This is a genomic window from Microbacterium sp. 2MCAF23 (assembly GCF_052115565.1).
GTDB lineage: Bacteria > Actinomycetota > Actinomycetes > Actinomycetales > Microbacteriaceae > Microbacterium.
Genome location: NZ_JBFRGY010000003.1, coordinates 1 through 17,727, shown reverse-complemented (window position 1 = coordinate 17,727; position 17,727 = coordinate 1). Strand labels below are relative to the sequence as shown.

The 17,727-nt window shown below is 70.0% G+C and carries 19 protein-coding genes; 4 read left to right on the top strand and 15 right to left on the bottom strand.

Annotated features, from left to right (window positions below):
• Positions 1 to 46 precede the first annotated feature (46 nt).
• The 8 genes from AB4078_RS03525 to prmC all read right to left on the bottom strand — a co-directional run bounded on the left by AB4078_RS03525 (position 47) and on the right by prmC (position 5,934).
• Positions 47 to 835: a F0F1 ATP synthase subunit delta gene (locus tag AB4078_RS03525; protein ID WP_441975980.1), complete on the bottom strand. Its 789-nt coding sequence runs from the start codon at positions 833 to 835 to the stop codon at positions 47 to 49.
• Entirely contained in the window at positions 835 to 1,386 is a 552-nt protein-coding gene (locus AB4078_RS03520; protein ID WP_441975979.1) for a F0F1 ATP synthase subunit B, read from the bottom strand. Before AB4078_RS03520 ends, AB4078_RS03525 begins: the two co-directional genes overlap by 1 nt.
• Before the next feature lie 28 nt (positions 1,387 to 1,414).
• Entirely contained in the window at positions 1,415 to 1,651 is a 237-nt protein-coding gene (atpE, locus tag AB4078_RS03515; protein ID WP_292716640.1) for a F0F1 ATP synthase subunit C, read from the bottom strand.
• Positions 1,652 to 1,700: 49 nt separating this feature from the next.
• Positions 1,701 to 2,486 (bottom strand): F0F1 ATP synthase subunit A, encoded by a 786-nt coding sequence (gene atpB / locus AB4078_RS03510; protein ID WP_440732206.1) that lies wholly within the window; start codon positions 2,484 to 2,486, stop codon positions 1,701 to 1,703.
• A 121-nt stretch (positions 2,487 to 2,607) separates the two neighbouring features.
• On the bottom strand, positions 2,608 to 3,159 hold the full coding sequence (locus tag AB4078_RS03505) for a hypothetical protein (RefSeq protein WP_440732207.1): 552 nt from the start codon (positions 3,157 to 3,159) through the stop codon (positions 2,608 to 2,610).
• On the bottom strand, positions 3,156 to 4,301 hold the full coding sequence (locus AB4078_RS03500; protein WP_441975978.1) for an MraY family glycosyltransferase: 1,146 nt from the start codon (positions 4,299 to 4,301) through the stop codon (positions 3,156 to 3,158). Before AB4078_RS03500 ends, AB4078_RS03505 begins: the two co-directional genes overlap by 4 nt.
• 24 nt (positions 4,302 to 4,325) lie before the next feature.
• Complete coding sequence (locus AB4078_RS03495) at positions 4,326 to 5,000, bottom strand: L-threonylcarbamoyladenylate synthase (RefSeq protein WP_441975977.1); 675 nt, start codon at positions 4,998 to 5,000, stop codon at positions 4,326 to 4,328.
• Between the two features lie 76 nt (positions 5,001 to 5,076).
• A complete protein-coding gene (prmC, locus tag AB4078_RS03490; RefSeq protein ID WP_441975976.1) occupies positions 5,077 to 5,934 on the bottom strand; it encodes a peptide chain release factor N(5)-glutamine methyltransferase in 858 nt (285 codons plus the stop codon).
• A gap of 138 nt (positions 5,935 to 6,072) precedes the next feature.
• On the opposite strand from prmC, the gene cysK reads away from it, so the two are divergent.
• Together cysK and epsC are read left to right on the top strand one after the other, a co-directional pair.
• Positions 6,073 to 7,011: a cysteine synthase A gene (gene cysK, locus AB4078_RS03485; protein ID WP_440732211.1), complete on the top strand. Its 939-nt coding sequence runs from the start codon at positions 6,073 to 6,075 to the stop codon at positions 7,009 to 7,011.
• The gene (epsC, locus tag AB4078_RS03480) at positions 7,011 to 7,595 is read left to right on the top strand and encodes a serine O-acetyltransferase EpsC (protein ID WP_440732212.1); all 585 of its coding nucleotides are present in this window, start codon (positions 7,011 to 7,013) and stop codon (positions 7,593 to 7,595) included. The genes cysK and epsC overlap by 1 nt, the downstream gene beginning before the upstream one ends.
• 24 nt (positions 7,596 to 7,619) lie before the next feature.
• Here the strand turns inward: epsC and AB4078_RS03475 are convergent, their stop codons facing one another.
• On the bottom strand, positions 7,620 to 8,042 hold the full coding sequence (locus tag AB4078_RS03475; protein WP_441975975.1) for a hypothetical protein: 423 nt from the start codon (positions 8,040 to 8,042) through the stop codon (positions 7,620 to 7,622).
• Between the two features lie 58 nt (positions 8,043 to 8,100).
• Here AB4078_RS03475 and AB4078_RS03470 point away from each other — a divergent pair, with 58 nt between their 5' ends.
• Positions 8,101 to 9,165: a DNA polymerase IV gene (locus AB4078_RS03470; protein WP_441975974.1), complete on the top strand. Its 1,065-nt coding sequence runs from the start codon at positions 8,101 to 8,103 to the stop codon at positions 9,163 to 9,165.
• A gap of 27 nt (positions 9,166 to 9,192) precedes the next feature.
• On the opposite strand, the gene prfA is transcribed toward AB4078_RS03470, so the two are convergent.
• The 5 genes from prfA to lysA form a co-directional block, all read right to left on the bottom strand.
• Positions 9,193 to 10,272 carry a peptide chain release factor 1 gene (gene prfA, locus AB4078_RS03465; protein ID WP_441975973.1) on the bottom strand — a complete coding sequence of 360 codons (1,080 nt, stop codon included), beginning with the start codon at positions 10,270 to 10,272 and terminating at the stop codon, positions 9,193 to 9,195.
• 46 nt (positions 10,273 to 10,318) lie between these two features.
• Positions 10,319 to 12,283, bottom strand: coding sequence for a transcription termination factor Rho (gene rho, locus AB4078_RS03460; RefSeq protein WP_441975972.1), 1,965 nt, complete (start codon positions 12,281 to 12,283; stop codon positions 10,319 to 10,321).
• Between the two features lie 197 nt (positions 12,284 to 12,480).
• A complete protein-coding gene (gene thrB, locus AB4078_RS03455; protein WP_441976148.1) occupies positions 12,481 to 13,416 on the bottom strand; it encodes a homoserine kinase in 936 nt (311 codons plus the stop codon).
• Positions 13,417 to 13,439: 23 nt separating this feature from the next.
• Entirely contained in the window at positions 13,440 to 14,759 is a 1,320-nt protein-coding gene (locus AB4078_RS03450; RefSeq protein WP_441975971.1) for a homoserine dehydrogenase, read from the bottom strand.
• Positions 14,756 to 16,231, bottom strand: a complete 1,476-nt coding sequence (gene lysA, locus AB4078_RS03445; protein ID WP_441975970.1) for a diaminopimelate decarboxylase — start codon at positions 16,229 to 16,231, stop codon at positions 14,756 to 14,758. Before lysA ends, AB4078_RS03450 begins: the two co-directional genes overlap by 4 nt.
• Before the next feature lie 157 nt (positions 16,232 to 16,388).
• On the opposite strand from lysA, the gene AB4078_RS03440 reads away from it, so the two are divergent.
• Positions 16,389 to 16,781, top strand: a complete 393-nt coding sequence (locus tag AB4078_RS03440) for a VOC family protein (RefSeq protein ID WP_441975969.1) — start codon at positions 16,389 to 16,391, stop codon at positions 16,779 to 16,781.
• 117 nt (positions 16,782 to 16,898) lie between these two features.
• Here the strand turns inward: AB4078_RS03440 and AB4078_RS03435 are convergent.
• The coding region (locus AB4078_RS03435) for an HNH endonuclease signature motif containing protein (protein WP_441975968.1) at positions 16,899 to 17,727 on the bottom strand (829 nt) is incomplete at its 5' end.

Below are 17,727 nucleotides of genomic sequence, written 5' to 3'. Positions count from 1 at the left end.
CTTCCCTTTGTGTATGGGTGCGCGGCTTCCCGCGCGAAGTCGTGTTTCAGCCCGCGAGCTTGTGCCGGAGATCGGCGAGGCGGGCGGAGATGCTGCCGTCGATGACATCGTCCGCGACCTGCACGCGCAGGCCTCCGACGACGGAGGAGTCGAGCACCTCGTTCAGCGCGATCTGGCGGCCGTAGCGCCCGGCCAGAACCGCGCGGAGACGGTCGCGCTGCGGCGCGCTCAGCGGAGCGGCGGTGTGCACCGTCGCGACGATCCGGTCGCGCTGCGTGGACACGATGCGCATCGCCCTGCTCAGCAGCCGGCGCACGCGGCGCCCACGCTGCTGGCGCACCAGCGAGGTGAGGGTCAGCGACGTGGCCGGGTGCAGGCTCGCACCGACCAGCTTCTGCACGAGCGCGGCCTTGCCCTCACCGCCGCCCAGGCGGCTGCCCAGGGCGAGTTCGAGATCGGCGTTGCCGGCCACCAGGCGCGACACCGAGAACAGCTCGCCCTCGATGTCGGCGTCGGGCGCGGCGATCGCCGCAGCGCGCACGGCCAGCTCCTCCACACCGTCGACCAGGTCGGCGGCGGAGGACCAGCGCTGCGAGACCGCGACGGTCAGCACCTGCTGCGCAGGCGCCGACGCGCCGGCGAAGACGCGCGACACGAGTGCCGCGCGGGCCTCGACCGGAGCAGACGGATCGGCGAGCGCGCCGCTCAGCGCGGAGGACTCACCGATCAGGCGCGTAGCGGAGAACAGGTCTCCGGCGACGTCGAGGGTGATGCCCTGCGCGGCGGTCAGAGCGCTGCTCGACGCCTCAAGGGCCTGAGCGGTCGCGCTGCCCATTACTTCGCCGCCTCGGAGGCCTCGAGGTCCGCCAGGAAGCGGTCCACGACGGCCGTCGCGCGTGCGTCGTCGGAGAGGGTCTCGCCGACCACGCCACCGGCGAGGTCGAGGGCGAGGCCGCCGACCTCGTTGCGCAGCGAGACGAACGCCGTCTGGCGCTCGGCCTCGATCTGCGCGTGTGCGGCTGCGGTCGTGCGAGCGGCCTCTGCGGCAGCGGTCTCCTTGGCCTCGGCGACGATCTTCTTGCCGTCCTCACGGGCGGTCTCGCGGATCGCGCCGGCCTCGGTGCGGGCCTCGGCGAGCTGGCGGGTGTACTCCTCCAGCGCGGCCTCGGCCTGCTTCTGCGCCTCATCGGCCTTGGCGATGTTGCCCTCGATGGCCGCGGAGCGCTCGTCGAGCATCTTCGTGAACCGGGGAAGAGCGACCTTCCACACCACGAACAAGATGATCAGGAAGAACAGACCCGACCAGACGAGATCGTAGGTCTCGGGAAGAATCGGGTTCTTCGTCTCACCCTCGGCCGCGAGGTGCGTGACAAGAGCGTTCAGCATCCTGTCTCCTTCGGGATTCGAGTGCGGGTTACGGGAAGGGGATGAAGCCGACGGCGATGCCGATGAATGCGAGCGCCTCGGTGAAGGCGATGCCGATCCACATCAGGACCTGCAGGCGACCGGCCAGCTCGGGCTGGCGGGCGACACCCTCGATCGTCTTGCCGACGACGATGCCCACGCCGATGGCCGGGCCGATGGCGGCGAGGCCGTAGCCGATTGCCGCGAGGTTGCCGTTGACTGCTGCGAGAACCGTAGTAGCGTCCACGGATTTTTCCTTTCGTTGTGGGCGGCAGGTTCGCCGCCCGCAGGGGTTGTCAGTGCTCTTCTGCGACCGCGAGCTGGATGTAGACCGCGGTGAGGACGGTGAAGACGTAGGCCTGGAGGACAGCGACCAGGATCTCGAGGGCCGTGAAGGCGCCTCCGAAGGCGAGGGTCGGGATGCCGAGGACGGCCCAGCCGCCACCCGCCGTGAAGAAGAAGAACCAGGTGGCCGAGAAGCACAGCACGAGCAGCATGTGCCCGACAACCATGTTCATCAGCAGTCGCAGCATGAGGGTGACCGGGCGGATCACGAAGGTCGAGATGATCTCGATCGGCGTCACGATGAAGTAGACCGGCCATGGCACGCCCGAGGGGAACAGCGCGTTCTTCACGAAGTTCTTCGGGCTCTTCTTGAGACCCGCGTAGATGAAGGTCACGTAGCTGATGACCGCCAGCATGAGCGGAACGGCCGCGACGCTGGATCCGGCGATGTTCAGGAACGGGATGATGCCCGTCAGGTTGAAGAACAGCGTCATGAAGAAGATCGTCGTCAGAAGCGGCAGGAAGCGGTCGCCGTCCTTGCGTCCGAGCAGGTCGTGCGCGATGCCGCCGCGGACGAAGTCCAGGCCCATCTCCACGACGCTCTGGAACCGCCCGGGGACGATCTTCATGCGTCGGGTGCCGAGCACGAGGAAGAGCACCAGAACGAGCACCGAGAACGCCTGCACCAGGTTGATGCGTGTCACGCCGATGCCGGCGATGTAGAACAACGGCGCGGGGAAGAAGTCGTCGATGGACGGTCCGTGGAACCCGCCGTTGTCGGCCAGTCGAGGGATCATGGTCGCAGCAAGATTAAACAGCGCGGGCTCCAGCGTCGGGGCACCGGGGGCTACCGGGGCGTCGGTCGATATGCTTCACAGCGCAACGCTCGCGTGACGAGCGGGCTCGGGTTCCAGCCTATCAGACCAGTGAGTTGCCTGAATCCGCGTCCGGAGCCTGCTGTGAGCCGGTTCCCGCGCCCGGAGCGACGTCTTCGGGGGCGACGGTCGGCAGGGATGCGTCGCTGACGACGGGCAGCCGCATCTTCAGGAACACCACCGCGTCGATCGCGAGCGAGACCAGCACGCCTGCCAGCAGCGCCCAGAAGAAGACGAGCGGCTCCAGCCAGGGCTGCCCGCGCAGAACGAGGATGAGCACGAAGAACAGCCCCAGCTTGAGGAACCAGCCGCCCATCACGATCGCGAAGAACAGCTGCACGTACAGCTCCTGCCCGAACCAGCGGTTGGCGATGAGGATGCTGCCGGCTGTGATCGCCCCGAAGAGCACCGCGATGAGGGCGCCGATCAGGCCGCTCCACACGCCCGGGGCGCCCTTGAGCACTCCCCCGATGATCCCGGCCACGATCGCGAGTACGACGGCGGCGATGCCGGAGGCGATCAGCGCCGTGCGCAGGACCGGGGTGCTGGTGACGGGGCTCTGGCCGGCGGAGGGGCGGTCGCTCGCGGAGCTCATTTCGATTCCTTCTGGGATGCGCGCGGACGCGACGGGATGAGGGTGACGACGAGGCAGGCCGCGGCCCCGACGACGCCGAAGATGATGCCGGCGGCGTATTCGCCGTACCAGCCCTCGCGCGAGCCGATGTACATCAGCAGCACGGCGATCGAGATGATGGCCGTCCACGCGTAGAAGATGAGCACGGCATCGCGGCCGCGGTGGCCGAGGTCGAGCATGCGGTGGTGCAGGTGCTTACGATCGGGCGAGAACGGCGACTTGCCCGCGCCCATGCGTCGCAGCACGGCCAGTCCGAAATCGAGCAGCGGCAGCAGCACCACGACGACCGGCAGCAGGATCGGGATGAACGCGCCGAGCAGCTGGGAGCGCCCGATCTGCGCGTTGGTGAGCACAGCGGGATTCAGCTGCCCGGTGATGGCGACGGCGCTGGTCGCCATGAGCAGGCCGATCACGAGGGCGCCGGAGTCGCCCATGAACAGCTTCGCGGGGCTCCAGTTCATCGGCAGGAATCCGATGCATGCGCCGATCAGCACGGCCGCGATGAACGGGGCGAGGCTGAAGTAGCTGGACTGGCCGATGTCGCGGGCGATGATGTAGGAGTAGGCGAAGAAGACGCCGTTGGCGATGAGGCAGACGCCGGCGACCAGGCCGTCGAGCCCGTCGATGAAGTTCACCGCGTTCATGACGATGACGATCGCGAACATCGTGATCACGATGCTCAGCCAGTTGGATCCGATCACGGGCTCGGCGAGCGGGAGCGAGGCGATCTGCAGCCCGCCGACGATCGTCACCAGCCCCGCGGCCAGGAACTGCGCTCCCAGCTTGATCATCCAGTCCAGATCCCACAGATCATCGATGACGCCGACGATCGCGATGAGCAAGACCGCGCCGACCACCGACCACATCGTCTGCGGCTGCGCCCAGATGATGTGGAAGAACGGACTGGCCGCGCTCGCGGTGAACGCCGCCAGGATGCCGAGCAGCATCGCCACTCCCCCGAGCCGCGGCGTCGGCGTCGTGTGCACATCGCGCTCACGGATGCCCGGGTACAACTTGAAGCGCAGACTGAGCTGCCACACCGCCCACGAGCAGGCCAGGGTCACGGCTGCCGTGAGGATCACGGTGAACAGGTACTGCTTCACGGGGTCGCTCTCCTCCGGCCGGGATCAGGGCTGCTCGTCGAGCAGGTCCCCGAGCACGCGGGCGAGCTCGTCGCGGGAGACCGCACCCTCGCGGAGCACGCGCACCTTCGGGTCCTCGCCCCCCGGGCGCACGAGCGACGTGGCGTCGACGATCGTGGAGGCGACGCCACGGGTCGCGGGACCTGCGTCGAGGTAGACCTCGATGCTGTCGCCGAGCATGTCCTTGGCCTGATCGACCTCGACGGCGGCCGGCTCCCCGGTCAGGTTCGCGCTGGAGACGGCGAGCGGGCCGGTCTCCTCGAGCAGGGCGAGCGCGACCCGGTGGTCGGGCATCCGCACGGCGACCGTGCCGTGGGTCTCGCCCAGATCCCAGACCAGAGACTGCTGCGCGGGCAGCACGATCGTGAGCCCGCCGGGCCAGAACTCGTCGACCAGACGCTGCACCGGCTCCGGCACGGTCTCCACGAGGGCGGCGAGAGTGGCAGTGCTGCCGACGAGGACGGGCGGTGGCTGCTGGCGCCCTCGCCCCTTCGCGTCGAGCAGGCGCTGCACGGCGGCGGGGCTGAAGGCATCGGCGCCCACGCCGTAGACGGTATCGGTGGGCAGCACGACCAGCTCGCCGCGGCCGATGGCAAGACGGGCCTGGCGCATACCGGTGAGGATCTGATCCGCGTCGCGGCTATCGAAGACTGAGGACATGACCGGCCCAGTCTACGGGGCGCGGCGCCGTGCGCCCTGAGCGGGGGTGCGGATCTCCCCAAGCCGGCGGATCCGGCTACGGGCGGATCGCCGTCGTCGCGCGGTCGCGCTGGGTCAGGTCGCGGTGCGTCGCCGTCGCGCGCCAGCCGTCCGCAGCGAGGAGCTCACGGATCGCGTCGCCCTGCACCTCCGCGTGCTCGAGCACGAGCGTCCCGCCGGGATGCAGCAGCGCCCAGGCGCGGCGGCTGATCGCGCGCACCACGTCGAGTCCGTCGGGGCCGCCGTACAGCGCGAGCGCAGGGTCGTGAAGGCGCACCTCCGGATCGCGCGGGACGGCATCGTCCGGCACATACGGAGGATTGGAGATGACCACGTCGACCGTGCCGTCCAACTCCCCCAGCTCCGAGCGGAGGTCACCGAGCACCAGGGAGAGGTTCTCCTGCCCCGCCGTGTTCCGCAGCGCCCAGGCGTGCGCCTCGGGCGAGAGCTCGACGGCATGCACCTGTGCGTGCGGCACCTCCGTCGCGAGAGCGAGGGCGATGGCTCCGGATCCGGTGCACAGATCCACGCCGACAGGAACCGGCGAGGCGGTCGCGAGCAGCGCGTCGATCGCGAACTGCGCGACGATCTCGGTCTCCGGGCGCGGCACGAACACACCGGGCCCCACCGCCAGCTCGAGGTGGCGGAACGGCGCCATGCCGGTGAGATGCTGAAGCGGCTCCCGCGCGGCACGGCGTGCGACGAGCGCGTCCAGGGCAGCCTCGTCCGCATCGGTCAGCACGTCTCCGCGGATCATCGCCGCCTGGACGGCGCCGCGACCGAGCCCGAGGACGTGCCCGGCCAGGAGCTCGGCGTCGACGACGGGATCCGGGACGCCGCCGTCGCCGAGGGTCGTGGCGGCGCGGCGGAGGGCATCGGCAAGGGGCACGGACATAGACGTCCAGCGTAATGCGGGCGTCACATTCACCGGGCCCACACGCCATCGTCCTAGGCTGTGCTCGATCGTGTCCCCGTCGGAAGCGGGATGGGATCGTGGCAACCCCGAAGAAGTGCGTCCATCGAAAGGTCCCTCATGGCAGGCATCCACTCCGACATCACCAGCACGTTCGGCAACACCCCGCTCGTCAAGCTGAACCACGTGACCGAGGGCCTCGGCGCCACGGTGCTGGTCAAGCTCGAGTCGTTCAACCCGGCCTCGAGCGTCAAGGACCGCATCGGCATCGCGATCGTCGACGCCGCGGAGGCCTCCGGCGAGCTGAAGCCCGGTGGCACGATCGTCGAGGCGACGAGCGGCAACACCGGCATCGCCCTGGCCATGGTGGGCGCCGCGCGTGGCTACCGCGTGATCCTGACGATGCCCTCCTCCATGTCGAAGGAGCGCCGCGTGCTGCTGAAGGCGTTCGGCGCAGAGCTCGTGCTGACCGACCCGACCCTGGGCATGAAGGGCGCGATCGAGAAGCTGCAGGAGATCATCGCGGAGACCCCGGGGGCCGTCTGGGCCCGACAGTTCGAGAACGCCGCGAACCCGCAGATCCACCGCGAGACCACGGCGCAGGAGATCCTGCGCGACACCGACGGCGACGTCGACTTCTTCGTCGCGGGCATCGGCACCGGTGGCACCATCACCGGCACCGGTCAGGCCCTCAAGGCGGCCAACCCCGAGGTGAAGGTCATCGCCGTCGAGCCGACCGACTCCCCCCTGCTCAGCGAGGGGCACCCCGGCCCGGCGAAGATCCAGGGCATCGGCCCGAACTTCGTCCCCGCGATCCTGGACCGCGACGTCATCGATGAGATCATCACCGCCGGCTTCGAGGAATCCCTCAGCACCGCCCGGGACCTGGCGGCGAAGGAGGGGCTGCTGGTCGGCATCTCCGCCGGCGCCGCCGTCGCACAGGCGCTGAAGGTCGCCGCACGCCCCGAGAACACGGGCAAGACCATCGTCGTGATCGCGCCGGACACCGGCGAGCGCTACCTGTCCACCGCCCTGTTCGAGGACCTGCGCGAGGACTGATGCCGCACTCTGGCATGTCGTGGGCCGGGCGGATGCGCGAAGACATCGCATCCGCCCGGCTCCGTGACCCCGCCGCACGTGGCGGGATCGAGATCGCCCTGCTCTACCCGGGTCTGCACGCCATCTGGGCGCATCGCGTGAACCATGCGCTGTGGACGCGCGGGCTGCGCTTCCCGGCACGGATGGGCTCGCAGGTCGCCCGCTGGCTGACCGGCGTCGAGATCCACCCCGGCGCCACGATCGGCCGTCGCTTCTTCATCGACCACGGCATGGGCGTCGTGATCGGTGAGACCGCCGAGGTCGGCGACGATGTGATGCTCTACCACGGGGTCACCCTCGGCGGCCGCACCCGCGACGCGGGCAAGCGCCACCCCACGCTCCAGGACGGCGTCGTGGTCGGCGCAGGAGCGAAGATCCTCGGCCCCGTCGTCATCGGTGCGCGCTCCGCCATCGGCGCCAACGCCGTCGTCACGAAGGACGCGCCCGCCGACTCCGTGCTCACCGGGGTTCCCGCCAGGGCCAGACCTCGTGTCGAGGGAGAGAACACGGCGAGGATCCTGTCGGTGCCCGACTACTCGATCTGACCTCGCCCCCGCGGGGCCTCCTCGTCAGCGCTTCTTGGCCGCGGCCTTGAGCGCCGCCGCTTCGCGCACCTCCCGCTTGATCAGCAGCAGCGGCAGGACGACGGTGCAAACCGCCGTGATGATCCAGACCACGACCGGTCCGAGCCCCCAGCCGAGCGCATCGGTGATCCGCAGGCCGCCGATGGGCAGCAGCACGACGATGAGCAGCGCCACGAAGGTGGAGATGATGCCGATCCCGCCCAGCAGCGCCGGCGCGTAGCGGTTGGCCATGGACGTGATCCAGGGCGCGAGCAGGCTCTGCAGCACCGTGAAGATGAGCACGCACAGCACGAAGCCCCACCACTTGCTCCACTCGATGGTGAAACCCGTCAGCAGCAGATCGGCCACGATGAGGCCGATCGCGGAGGATGCCACGAAGATCAGGGTGCGCGTGAGGAAGAGGCTCATGGCCGGAGCATAGCGGGGCACGGGTGCGCGCCCGGCTCGCGACGCGTACTGTCGGGGCATGCGCTGGGTGCTCCATGTGGACCTCGACCAGTTCATCGCGGCCGTCGAGGTGCTGCGCCGTCCCGAGCTGGCCGGGCTTGCGCTCATTGTGGGCGGTCGCGGCGATCCGACCGAGCGCGCGGTGGTGTCGACGGCGTCCTACGAGGCGCGCGCGTTCGGCGTGGGCTCGGGGATGCCGCTGCGGATCGCGGCTCGCAAGGCTCCGGATGCGGTGATCCTGCCGGTGGACGCGCCCGCGTATCTGGCCGCCTCCGCCGAAGTGATGGCGGCGGTGCGGGCCCAGCCGGGCGCCGTGGTGCAGGTGCTGGGCTGGGACGAGGCGTTCGTCGGCGTCGACACGGACGATCCTGAGGCGTACGCACGGCGCCTGCAGCATGCCGTCCTGGAGCGCACCGGACTGCACTGCAGCGTGGGCATCGGGGACACGCTCGTACGGGCGAAGATCGCGACCGGGTTCGGCAAGCCCCGGGGCGTGTTCCGCCTCACGGCCGAGAACTGGGACGACGTGATGGGCGAACGCCCCGTGATCGAGCTCTGGGGCGTCGGCCCGAAGGTGTCGAAGCGCCTCGTGGCCCTCGGGATCCGCACGGTCGCCGAACTCTCGACCGCGCCGGAGGACGGGCTCGTCGCCGAGTTCGGCCCGCGGATGGGGCTCTGGTACCGCGAACTCGGACAGGGCGGCGGATCCGCCGTCGTCGACGACACACCCTGGGTCGCGCGCGGGCACAGCCGTGAGACGACCTACCAGACCGATCTCGCCGACCGCGCGGAGATCGAGCAGGCCGCACTGACGCTGCTCGAACAGGTTCTGGACGACGTCGCCGAGGACGGACGGCCCGTCATCGGCCTCGGGCTGAAGGTGCGCTACGCCCCGTTCACGACGAAGACGTTCACCAAGCGGATCCCGGAGACCGTCGACCGCGATCTCGTCATCGCGAAGGCACGGGAGCTCATCGCCCGGATAGACCCCGACCGGCCGGTGCGGCTGCTGGGGATGCGTGCCGAAATGGCGCTACCGGACGACGCGCGCGAAGGACGCGCACCCACGCGCGGAGCGTGGTGACGGAACGCTCTCCGGGGTGTCGGGCGGTCAGTCCTCGGTGCCGAGGGCGGCGAGCCTGGCCTCCTCGTCCGCGTGGATCGCGGACTCGATGAGCGGCTCGAGCGCCCCGTCCATCACGGCATCGAGGTTGTAGGCCTTGAACCCGGTGCGGTGATCCGCGATCCGGTTCTCGGGGAAGTTGTAGGTGCGGATCCGCTCGGAGCGGTCCATGCCGCGGATCTGCGAGCGACGCGCATCGGAGGCCGCGGCGTCGAGCTCCTCCTGCTGCTTGGCCAGCAGACGGGCGCGCAGCACCCGCATGGCCGCCTCACGGTTCTGCAGCTGCGACTTCTCATTCTGCATGGACACGACGATCCCGCTCGGCACGTGCGTGATGCGCACCGCGGAGTCCGTCGTGTTCACGGACTGGCCGCCAGGCCCTGAGGAACGGAACACGTCGATCTTGAGGTCGTTCTGGTTGATCGCGATCTCGTCGGGCTCATCCACCTCGGGGAACACCAGCACCCCGGTGGTGGACGTGTGGATCCGGCCCTGTGACTCGGTCGCCGGTACGCGCTGCACCCGGTGCACGCCGCCCTCGTACTTGAGGTGGGCCCAGACGCCCTGGGAGGGGTCCGTGGAGGATCCCTTGATCGCGACCTGCACGTCCTTGTAACCGCCGAGATCCGATTCGGTGCGATCGAGCAGCTCGGTCTTCCAGCCCTTGGACGCCGCGTACTGCACGTACATGCGCAGCAGGTCGGCGGCGAAGAGGGCGGATTCGGCTCCGCCCTCCCCCGCCTTGATCTCCATGATCACGTCACGGGCGTCATCCGGATCCCGAGGGATCAGCAGGCGCCGGAGCTTCTCCTGGGCGGCCTGCAGCCCCTCCTCCATGCCGGGGATCTCCGCCGCGATCGACTCGTCCTCGCGGGCGAACTCGCGCGCGGTCTCGAGATCCTCGCCGGCGGCGATCCAGTCGTCATGCGCCTTCACGATGCGGCTGAGCTCGGCGTAGCGGCGGTTGACCCGCTTCGCCCGCGCCGCGTCGGCGTGCACCTCAGGGTCCGAGAGCTCTCTCTCCACCCTGCGGTGCTCGTCGCGCAGCGACTCGACCTGCTCGAACATGACGACCGGATCCCTCCCGGATGAGGCAGCGTTCAGGCTGCGCGGATCAGCGGATGCTGTTCTCGGACGCGTGGCTGTGGCCGGTGCCCGCGGAGGGCTTCCCCAGCTGCGCGTTCTGCATCTGCAGCAGGAACTCGACGTTCGAGTCGGTCTCCTTGAGCTTGCCGAGGACGACCTCGAGCGCCTGCTGCGGGTCGAGCCCGGCGAGGGCACGACGCAGCTTCCAGGTGATCTTGACCTCGTCGGGGCTCAGCAGCATCTCCTCGCGGCGGGTCGAGGACGCGTTGACGTCCACGGCCGGGAAGATCCGCTTGTCGGCCAGCGCGCGGCTCAGGCGCAGCTCGCTGTTGCCGGTGCCCTTGAACTCCTCGAAGATGACCTCGTCCATCTTGGATCCGGTCTCCACCAGTGCGGTCGCGAGGATCGTGAGGGATCCGCCGTTCTCGATGTTGCGCGCGGCGCCGAAGAAGCGCTTCGGCGGGTAGAGCGCCGATGCGTCCACGCCGCCGGTGAGCACGCGGCCGGAGGCCGGAGCGGCGATGTTGTACGCGCGGCCGAGGCGGGTGATCGAGTCGAGCAGCACGACGACGTCGCGCCCCAGCTCCACCAGGCGCTTGGCACGCTCGATCGCGAGCTCGGCGACGGTGGTGTGATCCTCTGCCGGACGGTCGAAGGTCGAGGCGATGACCTCGCCCTTCACCGTGCGCTGCATGTCGGTGACCTCTTCGGGGCGCTCGTCGACGAGCACGACCATGAGGTGCACCTCGGGGTTGTTCTGCGCGATCGCGTTGGCGATCTGCTGCAGCACGATCGTCTTGCCGGCCTTCGGGGGCGCGACGATGAGGCCGCGCTGGCCCTTGCCGATCGGGGCGACGAGATCGATGATGCGCTGCGTGAGCTTCTCCGGCGCCGTCTCCAGGCGCAGGCGCTCCTGCGGGTAGAGCGGGGTGAGGGCGGAGAACTCGACGCGGTTCGCGGCGTCCTCCGTGCTCAGGCCGTTGACCGAGTCGACCTTCACCAGCGCGTTGTACTTCTGGCGGCCCTGCTGCTCGCCCTCGCGGGGCTGCTTGATCGCACCGACGACGGCGTCGCCCTTGCGCAGGTTGTACTTCTTCACCTGGCCGAGCGAGACGTACACGTCGCTGGGGCCGGAGAGGTAGCCGGTGGTGCGCACGAAGGCGTAGTTGTCGAGCACGTCGAGGATGCCCGCGATCGGGATGAGGACGTCGTCCTCGCCGATCTCGGTCTCGAACTCGTCGACGTTCTGGTTCTGACCGCCCCGGCGCTTGTTGCGCTGGCGGCCGCGGCCAGTGCCGCCGTCCTCGTCGATGTCCTGAGCGCCGCCACGGCCGCCCTGGTTGTTGTTCTGGCCGTTGTTGTTGCTCTGGCCGTTGTTGTTCTGGCCACCGTTGCTCTGGCCGTCCTGGCCTCCGTTGCGGTTGCGGCTGCGCGAGCGGGACCGGCTGCGGCTGCGGCCGCTCGTCTCCTCGCCGCCGTCGGCGGAATTGTCGGCAGGCTGCGCGTCGGCAGGCGCCGCGTCCGCGGGCGCCTCCTTCGTGACCGGCTCGGCTGCGGCCTCAGCCGGCGCCGCCTCGCCGGACTCCGCCGGGGCGTCGTCGGTCTTCTTCGCACGGCTGCGGCGCGGGGCCCGCGCCTTCGGGGCCTCTTCGGCCGACGCGTCGGCCGCGAGGGCGGCGTCGGCAGCAGGGCCAGCGTCGGCGGCAGGGGCAGCGTCGGCGGCGGCCGTCTCGGCGGGAGCCTCCTCGGTCTTCTTCGCACGGCTGCGGCGCGGGGCCTTGGCCTTCGGAGCGTCCTCGGCCGGTGTCTCGGCGGCGGGCGATGCCTCCCCGCCTGCGGGCGCGGACTCCGCAGCCTCCGCGGCCTTCGCGGCAGCGGTGGCCGTGGTCGCGCGGCGCGGAGCGCGCTTGCGCGGGGCCTTGGGTGCGTCCTCGGCGGGCGCGTGCTCAGCCGGAGCCGAGGTCTCGATCTGGGTCTCGGAGATAGTCTCCACGAGTACTCCTCTTGTAAGTCGTGGGAAATTCGATGCGCACACGGCAGATGCCGGGGCGCGACCGCACGATCATGCCGAGAACAGGCTGTCCCCTGCATGCCACCCGGAGAACACGCTCGCAGAGAGCTCGGTGACCGGCTCGTGGTGCGGTTTCGGGTGCTGTGCGGCTGACGCGGTAAGTGCGTCGCGGGTCGGGATCACGATTGTGACGAAGAACCCTCCGCTCGTTCCCTCACTGTACCACCCCGCACATCGACGGCGACCATCTGCGGGATCCACGGAGTGTCCGTGGCAGCCTCGGCGATTCGCACGGCTTCGAGGCGGCTGCCCGGTCCGTCGCACAGCACGAGCACGCTGGGGCCGGCGCCGGAGACGACCGCCGCGAAACCCTCGGCGCGCAGGGCGCGTACGAGTCGGTTCGTCTCGGGCATCGCGGGCGCGCGGTAGTCCTGGTGCAGGCGGTCGTCGGTGGCGTCCAGCAGCACATCGGGGCTCTGCGTGAGCGCTGCGATGAGCAGCGCGGAGCGGGAGACGTTGAACACCGCATCCTCGCTCGGCACCTGCTCCGGCTGCAGACTGCGCGCCGCCTTGGTCGACATCGTGTAGCCGGGCACCAGCACCAGCGGCGAGACGCCGCGGTGCACGAGCAGCTTCTTGTGCTGCGGGCCGCGCGCAGCCGTCCAGGCGATGGTCAGACCGCCGAACAGGGCAGGAGCCACATTGTCGGGGTGCCCTTCGAGCTCCGTCGCAAGACGCAACAGCGCATCGTCGTCGAGGTCGACGATCCCTTCCAGCAATCCCTTCGCGGCCAGCACTCCGGCCGCGACCGCGGCGCCGGACGAGCCGAGCCCGCGCCCGTGCGGCACACCGTTGTTTGCCACGAGATGGATCCCCGGCATCGGGACGCCCACATCGGCGAAGACGTGCGCGATCGAGCGGATGACGAGGTTGGAGGCGTCGCGGGCGATCTCGTCGGCGCCGGATCCGGAGACCTCGACGTCGATCCGTCCCGGCTCGAGTGCCGTGACCTCGAGTTCGTCGTACATGCTCAGCGCGAGACCGAGGGTGTCGAACCCGGGGCCGAGGTTGGCACTCGTGGCGGGGACGCGCACCTCGACGGTGCGCCCGGGCATCGGGCCGGTCGCAGCGTTCACCGTCACTCCCCCTCGACCCGCAGCACCGACACCACGCGGGTGACGGCGTCGCTGTCGGCGAGGCGGGCGACGGTGTCGCTGAGAGCCTGCTCGGTGGCGCGGTGGGTGCCGATCACGAGGCGGGCGGTGCTGCGCTGCTCGCCTCGCTCGATCGTCTGCAGCGCGGTGGCGATGGAGACGCCGTGGTCGCTGAGGATCCCGGCGACGGTGGCGAGCACGCCGGTGACGTCGGCGACCTCGATCGTGATCTGATAGCGCGTGGTGATGTGTCCGAACGGCGCGATCGGCAGGCTCTGCCGAGCCGACTCCCCCACGCCCACACCGCCGGCGATGTGCCGGCGTGCGGCCGAGACGACATCGCCGAGCACGGCCGACGCGGTCTGCACGCCGCCCGCGCCGGCACCGTAGAACATGAGCGGACCGGCGGCCTCAGCCTCCACGAAGACGGCGTTGTTGCCGCCGTGCACGCTCGCCATGGGGTGCTCCCGGTCGATCAGCGCCGGGTACACGCGCACCGAGACGGCGTCGCCGCCGTCCTCGGACAGACGCTCGCATACGGCCAGCAGCTTGATCACGTAGCCCGCTCGGCGGGCGTCGGCGATCATGTCGGCGGTGACGGACTCGATGCCCTGGCGGTGCACGTCATCGATCGAGACCTGCGTGTGGAACGCGAGGCTGGCCAGGATCGCGGCCTTCTGGGCCGCGTCGTAGCCCTCGAGATCGAGCGTGGGGTCGGCCTCGAGGTACCCGAGGTCGGTGGCGATCTGCTGCGCCTCCTGGGCGCTCAGGCCCTGGCGGTCCATGGAGTCGAGGATGTAGTTCGTGCTGCCGTTGACGATTCCGAAGATCCGCTTGATCCGGTCGCCGGCGAGCGAGTCACGCAGGGGGCGGATGATCGGGATCGCCGCGGCGACCGCCGCCTCGTACGACACCGATGCACCGACCTGATCCGCGGCCTCGAAGATCTCGGCCCCGTGAGTGGCCAGCAGGGCCTTGTTACCGGTGACGACATCGGCGCCGCTGCGCAGCGCCTGGAGCACATAGCCGCGCGCCGGCTCGATGCCGCCCATGAGCTCGATCACGATATCCGCACTCTGGATCAGCACCTCGGCATCGGTCGTGAGCAGTTCACGCGGCAGTTCCGCGTCGCGAGGCGCATCGACGTCCCGGACGAGGATCCCTGCGAGTTCCAGCCGGGCGCCGCTGCGCTCGGCCAGGTCGCCCTGATGCTCGAGGAGCAGGCGCGCGACCTGCGACCCCACGGATCCAGCCCCGAGCAGGGCGACGCGCAGGGTGCGGCGGGTGCCGTCGAGTTCCGTCATGCTTCTCCTTCTCCGGTGCGGGCACCGGTGCGCTCCTTCGTCCGCGGAGCGGCGATGCCCGCATCCCGGGAGAGGAGGTCGTCGAGGGTCTCCCCCCGGACGATCACCCGCGCGTGACCGTCGCGCACGGCGACGACCGCGGGACGCGCGGTGTGGTTGTAGTTGCTGGACAGCGCGTGACAGTACGCGCCGGTCGCCGGCACCGCGAGCAGGTCGCCCGGGGTGACGTCGGAGGGGAGGTACTCGTGATCGACGACGATGTCCCCCGATTCGCAGTGCGAGCCCACGACCCGGGCGAGCACCGGTGCGCCGGTGCCCTCGCGTGAGGCGATGCGCGCCGAGTACTCGGATCCGTACAGGGCAGGGCGGGCGTTGTCGCTCATGCCGCCGTCCACGCTCACGTAGAGGCGCTCACCTCGGTCGCCGAGTGAGACCTCCTTGGTGGTGCCGACTTCGTAGAGGGTCACACCGGCCTGGCCGACGACGGCGCGCCCCGGCTCGAACGCGAGGGTCGGGAGCGGAATCCCGCGCACCTCGCACTCACGCGCGACCGCCTCCACGATGGCGGTGGCGAGCTCCTCGATCGGCGTCGGATCGTCGGCCGCGGTGTAGGCGATGCCGAAACCGCCGCCGAGGTTGAGCAAGGGCAGTTCCTCGCCCTCACGTAGCTCGGCGTGCAGCTCGACGACGCGCGACGCGGACTCGGCGAAGCCGGCGGAACCGAAGATCTGGGATCCGATGTGGCAGTGCAGACCGCGCAGCTTCAAGCTGGGGATCTCGCGGATCCGCTCGACGAGGGCGGGCGCGGCCTCCAGCGGAGTGCCGAACTTCTGGTCCTCGTGGGCGGTGGCGAGGAAGTCATGGGTCTCCGCATGCACGCCGCTGTTCACTCGGAGCAGCACACGCTGGACGTATCCGTCGGACCCCGTGCCGTTGCGCTCGGCGCTGCGGCGCTCGGCGATCGCGCCGAGGCGCTCGATCTCGATGGCGGAGTCGACGATGATCGTGCCCACCCCGACCTCGACGGCGCGCTCCAGTTCGGCGACGGTCTTGTTGTTGCCGTGGAAGCCGATCCGCGACGGCTTGATGCCGGCGGCCAGTGCGATCTCGAGTTCACCACGGCTGCAGACGTCGACGCGCAGGCCCTCCTGCGTGACCCAGCGAGCCACTTCCGTGCTGAGGAACGCCTTCCCGGCGTAGTAGACGCGCGCCTTGGTGTCGTGAGCGGCCGCGGCAACGTCGAAGGCCGCCTTGATCCTGGCTGCGTGGGCGCGTACCTCCGCCTCGTCCAGCACGTAGAGCGGGGTGCCGAAACGGGCACGCAGCTCGGCGACGCCGACGCCACCGAGTTCCAGCTGTCCGTCGGCGTCGCGCCGTGCGGAAGCCGGCCACACCCCCGGGGCGAGATCGTTCGGATCGGCCGGTTCCTTCAGCCAGTCCGGGGCGAGCGCGTCGGGCGATGCGGGAAGCACAGGGCACCAATCGTCGTGTGTGTCTCGGGTGTTCGAGCCCGGCCCAGAGCGTGCCGAGTTCTGAGAATTCTAAGGCACCGCATCCGTCCGCCCCGACGGGTGTGACGTCCCGGGACGGGGCCGCGCGGCACGGTGGCGAGTCTGGTTGGATGAGCGGATGCGCGGATTCCATCACGTCGAACTCTGGGTCGCCGACGTGGCGCAGTCCGCCGTCGAATGGGGTTGGCTGCTCGGACAGGTCGGGTTCGAGCCGGCGGATGTCTGGGCAGAGGGCCGCTCGTGGCGGAACGGCGACGCCTACCTCACGATCTGCTCGGCTCCGGCGCTGCACGGCCCCGGCCACGACCGCAGGCTGGCCGGATTGAACCATCTGGCGTTCCACGGCGGAACGCGGAGCGACGTCGACGCGCTGATGGCGGCCGCCGCTTCGCACGGCTGGAGCGCTCTGTACGACGACAGGTACCCGCATGCAGGAGGCCCCGGCCACTATGCGGGTTGGCTTGAGAACAGCGAGGGGTTCAAGGCCGAGGTCGTCGCGACGGAGGTCTGAGAGCGCATCGGAAGCCCTCTTTCCTGACTTTCCTGACGTCGCCGCAAAGCGATCGCGATGGGTCGGAACGGCTCGGGGCGGCGTCGGAATCCCGGGCTCTCGCGTTCCGGAGGCGGGTCAGAATGGCGCGGCTTTATCGACGGGTGGCGGGTCCGGTTCGTCGGTGGTGAAGGTGACGGGGGCGGGTGGTTTGTCGATGTAGGTCGAGCCGGTGGGGCTGGTCCATTCGAGGACGCCCGCGCCCTTCTGTTTCACGGCCCACGTGGTCTGGTGTTTGAGGACGTGGTGGCGTCGGCAGAGCCCGCCGAGGTTGCCTTCCTCTGTGGCGCCGCCGTAGGCGGCGTCGATGGTGTGGTCGAGGTCTTGGGCGGCGGGTGGGAGTCCGCAGGTGGGGAATCGGCAGCGGGAGTCGCGGGCGTGCAGGAGTCGGCGCAGGTCGGTGTTGGGCCGGTAGTGGTCGACGGCGAGGATCGCCCCGGTGATGGGGTGGGTGAGTACGCGTTCCCAGGCGATGGCTCCACCGGCGAGGATGCGGGCGGTGTGGGTGTCGATGGGTTGTCCGCCGGCGAGTTCGGCGGGTTGCTCGGTGCGGATCCCGAACGTGGAGCCGAGACCTGGGACCGCGGTGTCGGCGGCCATCGCGGTGAACACGGGGACTGTGACTTCCACTCGCGCCTGGATCGCGGCGAGCAGGCCCGCGGTCGTGTCGCGCCCTGACGGGGCGCCGGTGAGGAGGGTGTCGGCGCAGAGGTCGGCGCGGAGCTGGTCGATGCTGCGGTCATCGTCCGAATCGCCCAGAGCGTCCGGATCCGGTGTCCGTCCCGCAGTGGCGTCTTTCACGGCTGCCGTGTTCGCGACCTGCACCATCCGGGCCTGCTGGGTGAGCCGGTCGTAGATCCCATCGATCACGGCGGCCGCATGGATCAGTCCGAGCATCTTCTGCCCG

Coding starts and splice junctions, on each gene's coding strand:
- AB4078_RS03525 (WP_441975980.1), bottom strand. CDS start 835: ATGGGCAGCGCGACCGCTCAGGCCCTTGAGGCGTCGAGCAGCGCTCTG.
- AB4078_RS03520 (WP_441975979.1), bottom strand. CDS start 1,386: ATGCTGAACGCTCTTGTCACGCACCTCGCGGCCGAGGGTGAGACGAAG.
- atpB (WP_440732206.1), bottom strand. CDS start 2,486: ATGATCCCTCGACTGGCCGACAACGGCGGGTTCCACGGACCGTCCATC.
- AB4078_RS03505 (WP_440732207.1), bottom strand. CDS start 3,159: ATGAGCTCCGCGAGCGACCGCCCCTCCGCCGGCCAGAGCCCCGTCACC.
- AB4078_RS03495 (WP_441975977.1), bottom strand. CDS start 5,000: ATGTCCTCAGTCTTCGATAGCCGCGACGCGGATCAGATCCTCACCGGT.
- prmC (WP_441975976.1), bottom strand. CDS start 5,934: ATGTCCGTGCCCCTTGCCGATGCCCTCCGCCGCGCCGCCACGACCCTC.
- cysK (WP_440732211.1), top strand. CDS start 6,073: ATGGCAGGCATCCACTCCGACATCACCAGCACGTTCGGCAACACCCCG.
- epsC (WP_440732212.1), top strand. CDS start 7,011: ATGCCGCACTCTGGCATGTCGTGGGCCGGGCGGATGCGCGAAGACATC.
- AB4078_RS03475 (WP_441975975.1), bottom strand. CDS start 8,042: ATGAGCCTCTTCCTCACGCGCACCCTGATCTTCGTGGCATCCTCCGCG.
- AB4078_RS03470 (WP_441975974.1), top strand. CDS start 8,101: ATGCGCTGGGTGCTCCATGTGGACCTCGACCAGTTCATCGCGGCCGTC.
- prfA (WP_441975973.1), bottom strand. CDS start 10,272: ATGTTCGAGCAGGTCGAGTCGCTGCGCGACGAGCACCGCAGGGTGGAG.
- thrB (WP_441976148.1), bottom strand. CDS start 13,416: ATGCCCGGGCGCACCGTCGAGGTGCGCGTCCCCGCCACGAGTGCCAAC.
- AB4078_RS03450 (WP_441975971.1), bottom strand. CDS start 14,759: ATGACGGAACTCGACGGCACCCGCCGCACCCTGCGCGTCGCCCTGCTC.
- AB4078_RS03440 (WP_441975969.1), top strand. CDS start 16,389: ATGCGCGGATTCCATCACGTCGAACTCTGGGTCGCCGACGTGGCGCAG.